The following is a 2,531-nucleotide window of genomic DNA, read 5'->3' as shown; positions in this document are numbered from 1 at the left end:
CAACTCAGGGGGTTCACTTCAAATACATGATTGTATTCCCTTTTTGCTCGATGTTTAAATTAGACACCTAAAGAAGTATTCTTACTTATCTGATTTATTCTGGTCTGATTGCTCTTCATCTTGTTCATCAGATTTTCCTGCCCCAAATAATAATTTAATAACAGTAATGAATATTGATAAATAGCCACAACACCTAAAACAGCAATAATTGCAATTAAAGCCATTGCGATATAGTTACGAACCGGTTGTAAAATTGACAGGTTCATCATTAACGCACCAGCAATTAAAAACATTACAATGCTAATGACCGAGTTCAAGAATGTTTTCAAAGATCCACTAAAATTGAACCCTCTTATCACGGTTGATATCCAAAGGGCTAAACAGAAGATGGTTATCGCAGTAAAGGCCGCACCAACGATTGAACAAATTGCGTTAATTTCAACATTCTCTGAAGTATATTGCAACGGAATAAAAGCCAACAGTGCTAATAAATATGTAAAAATGGCAAATCTAACTGCTCCAGATAACTTTTTTAAAGACCCACGATCAATAATTCCCCAAAACAAAATCAATATAATACTAACGATTAATAATATTATTGTCATATAAATTCCTCCCCTAACGATAATATTATTATCTGCTAAACACATCTTCTCTGCAACCTTTATGAATATATATAAAATTACATCTCTAACCATGAATAAGGTTCCTTATTTTTCAACGATCATTAACTTTATCTATAAATTTTTAACAAGTGATATGAGTAGCGTCGTTGAAATCACTTAGGGATTGATCAACCAGGTTCCACATTTGACCAAGTATTGGCAAGATTCTAAAAAGACATCATCCATTGATTTGGATGATGTCTTTTTCAGGCTCTACAATATTTGGTGTTGATGATTAAGTTCATCAACACTTTTTTGTATAATGTTTTAAAAAACAAAAAAAGGACATACAGTCCTTTTATCACGTCAACCAACCAAAGTTTAAGTGAAAGAAGTGAATTGTATGTCCCAAAAAAAGTTTATCCGAAATTTGATTGGAATTAAAGATAAAAAGATTATTTTAGATCAAAAGGCAGATATTCGCCCTGATGGCGTTAAGGTTCTATAAGGATTATTAACCTATCAATTGACGGTTTGTTCTTACTGTCATCAACGGACTATCGTCCGAAACGGCCACAAAACTATTACTATTCGTTTTCCAAAAATAAATGAATATCCAGTTTTACTGAAGCTTAAAAAGCAACGCTTTTTGTGTCAATCATGCCACCACACAATGATTGCTCAAACAACTCTTGTTCGACCTAATCACCAGATCTCTGAAAATACTCGGCAAGCTATCTTGCTTAAATTAACGGAGGATCGAACTATTGAGAATATTGCCCAAGAATTCAATGTCTCTCCTGTATCCGTGAATCGGATTATGGGAGAACTGAAAGATGATTTAAAGCCCCACTACGATCAACTACCAACAGTTCTTTGCTTTGATGAACTACGTTCTATTGGCCACCAAATGAGTTTCATTGCCAGTAATGGTCAAACTCATGAACCCATCTTAATGCTCCCAACACGATTTAATAAAGATATCTATCAGTATTTCATCAACCATTATTCATTATCTTCTCGTGAAGAGGTTACCCACGTTGTCGTTGACTTCAATGCTCAATATCAGTCTGTCATTCGTCAGTTGTTTCCTAATGCCCAAATTGTTGCTGACAACTTTCATCTTGTTCAAATGGCCCAAAGGGCTTTAAATCAATCTCGCGTTCAACTAATGAAACATTATAATGTAGATTCTTCAGAATATCGTCTTCTTAAATTTCATTGGCGCCTTTTTCTAATGAATTATGATCGATTAGAAAAGAACAAACCTCAGTGGTTCCCACACCTGCATGATCACCTAACACAAGAAGCAGTTGTTGCTCGTGGCTTGAATCTAGACGAAACATTTGCGAATACTTATCGAATTGCACATGAAATAATCGAATCTTGCCAAAAGCGTAATTGGAATCAATTCGCTCAGGCATTATCAGAAACAGCTACAGTGAATCCATTGCTTAAAACCGTTACAAATACCTTTAAAAAACAGCGTAAGCCAATTCAGAATATGATGTCATGCACTTATTCAAACGGACCCCTTGAAGGGGTCAATCGAGAGATTAAACAAATTAAGCGAACAGCTTATGGTTATCGAAATTGGAATCATTTCAGGCTTCGCATTCAAATTCAATTTAAAATTAAGATCAAAAAAAGAAGACCAATTCGTAAATGAATTGATCTTCCTAAAACTTCGTATCAATACCAGTTGACAGAGAGCCTATTTTATTGACCCTATAAAGGTCTTATTAACGTGTTCCAAAGAACTGCTGATTTCATTTAACCTGTTTTGGCCTAGATTCTGACGAATCTTCGTTCAAAGCATCGTTAAGCCTCATCAGCACCCGTTCTTTGTCACACTTCTAATCATTAAAGTAATGTCTTGCTGTTGATTGTAAGATCTGTGTTCATGTCATAAACGATTGGTTGACC

General features: G+C 34.8%; 2 protein-coding genes. One reads left to right on the top strand and one right to left on the bottom strand.

The annotated features are described in order from the left end of the window. Window positions 1–59: 59 nt before the first annotated feature. Window positions 60–698: a hypothetical protein gene (locus tag IV40_RS10390; protein WP_057771274.1), complete on the bottom strand. Its 639-nt coding sequence runs from the start codon at window positions 696–698 to the stop codon at window positions 60–62. Window positions 699–1,131: 433 nt separating this feature from the next. On the opposite strand from IV40_RS10390, the gene IV40_RS10385 reads away from it, so the two are divergent. Beyond that, on the top strand, window positions 1,132–2,274 hold the full coding sequence (locus IV40_RS10385) for an ISL3 family transposase (protein ID WP_420843267.1): 1,143 nt from the start codon (window positions 1,132–1,134) through the stop codon (window positions 2,272–2,274). Window positions 2,275–2,531 lie beyond the last annotated feature (257 nt).

The organism is Lactobacillus selangorensis (assembly GCF_001437205.1).
Lineage (GTDB): Bacteria > Bacillota > Bacilli > Lactobacillales > Lactobacillaceae > Paralactobacillus > Paralactobacillus selangorensis.
Note: the sequence above shows the minus strand (reverse complement) of the source record. Positions and strands in the feature narration are given on the sequence as shown.